2 protein-coding genes are annotated in these 1,729 nt (G+C 41.0%); both read right to left on the bottom strand.

The genetic code is table 11. The features are described 5' to 3' along the window. Positions 1-830, bottom strand: an 830-nt coding sequence (locus WBA23_RS15625; RefSeq protein WP_424583218.1) for a tetratricopeptide repeat protein, incomplete at its 3' end; no start/stop codon positions are given. A 188-nt stretch (positions 831-1,018) separates the two neighbouring features. Beyond that, the coding region (locus WBA23_RS15620) for a hypothetical protein (protein ID WP_424583217.1) at positions 1,019-1,729 on the bottom strand (711 nt) is incomplete at its 5' end.

The following is a 1,729-nucleotide window of genomic DNA, read 5'->3' as shown; positions in this document are numbered from 1 at the left end:
TTGATGCTTAGAATTTCGGGTGTGGTCCACTTACCTTTTTGATAATGCGACATATAAAGATTTACATCGCGGGTACCCTTCTTTTTGCCGCTGTTTCCGCGGGCAAATACCATCATTTTTCCGTTGGGCGAAAAAGTAATAACCCCTTCATTAACGGCTTCGCTGGCAAACTCAGCTCCCAACGTATTCGCCTGTTCCGCCAGCACCTGATCATTTTGAATTGGGGCTTTAAAGATGTTGGTAAATCCAGTTCCGGTAGCTTTGTAAACTTTTTCACTGCCTCGTGAAGAGGTAAAATAAAGTGACCCTCGATGAGCAATAGGAGCGTACTCAGCCTCTTCAGTATTAACTGAAGCTACCGGTTCAATCTCAAAATATTCATCTTTTACCAGAATGCTATCTAAGTTATTTAGGTTAGCAATTTCCTGGTTGGCCCACTCGGTATATTCCAGCACACTATCGCGCGATAGTTTTAAGTATTCGTCTAGCTGTTCTTTAGCCTGTTCGTATTCGCCATTTTGCTTGAGAGCCAAAGCATAGTGAAACACCGCTGCCGTATCGGCAACTCCCATATCAATAGCTGCCTCGTAGTAAGGCGCGGCTTCCGCCAACCGATTACTTAGGCGATAAGCTTCGGCAATCCGGTAGTTAGATTCACCCACTTCCACTCCGTTGTCCATAGCTACCCGATACTGTTCAATGGCTATATTGTAATCACCTCCATCAAAACTATTGTAGCCCTTAATCAACGCCCGCTTGCCAGGATTACAGGCCGTTAGTATCGCTAACAGAACCAAAGAAGCAAGCCCAAAACTGTTTATTCTCATCATAGGTATCTCGAAATTTTTTAAAGATACGAAATATGTCGATCAACGGCGAAACACCACCGACCAAATCCATTTATAAAACGCGTTCTTGCCAGAAAAAAGTATACAAAGTATCCAATTCTACTTAACAACAATCGGAAGATTTTTCCTTCACACCTCGTCAACCTAAAGACAGGCGAGAAATATACAGCCTACCAAATCTCAAAGAGTAGGTTATCTACCTCGCTATTAATTTCGGTTTTTAGTATTTTATATTCCTCGAATATTACTCCTTTGTCATAAGAAACATTAGTGTGAGGAACCACAAACCCATCTACATTCTGATAGTCAGAGTAGATTTTATGCTTCTCAATGGACTTTGTATTTGAAGTTGCATGGATTAGATAAGTGTCAACATCTAGATAGATGACGAGCTTTGTGTTAGAAGTCGAGGGACTATATATATTTATTCGGAACATATGACATCTCTTCCCACCAAATACTATCTCCCCATTATACTCTATACTGTCTTTTTCATGGGCACGTAGAAGATGAAGAGTAGCTCCTATATGATGAAGAGAGCTATTGTACAAAACCTCTTTACTAAACTCTTCAGGAAGTATATGCTCTTTTCCTAGATTGTAATCATACATTTTTGCCTCGTTATGAGTAGTGACGAACGCTCGGCCTAGCTGTCCGTTGTTATCGTACATTTCAACTCGTTGCAGATTGGGCCATTGGCAAAATACATTCTTATATCCTATTGATTGATCTCCCAATGAGCGTTTGTGTGGTGGCAGAAAAGCTGGGGCAAAAAAGCTGCTTTGCTTCACATAGTAGCTTCTAAGCTGCTTCCATTGATCTATTCCACCCACTTTTTCAAAATGCAGTGAGAGTATAGAGTCTTTTGATAACTCTGTACC

The sequence above is a fragment of the Tunicatimonas sp. genome, assembly GCF_049647865.1.
Lineage (GTDB): Bacteria > Bacteroidota > Bacteroidia > Cytophagales > Cyclobacteriaceae > Tunicatimonas.
Note: the sequence above shows the minus strand (reverse complement) of the source record. Positions and strands in the feature narration are given on the sequence as shown.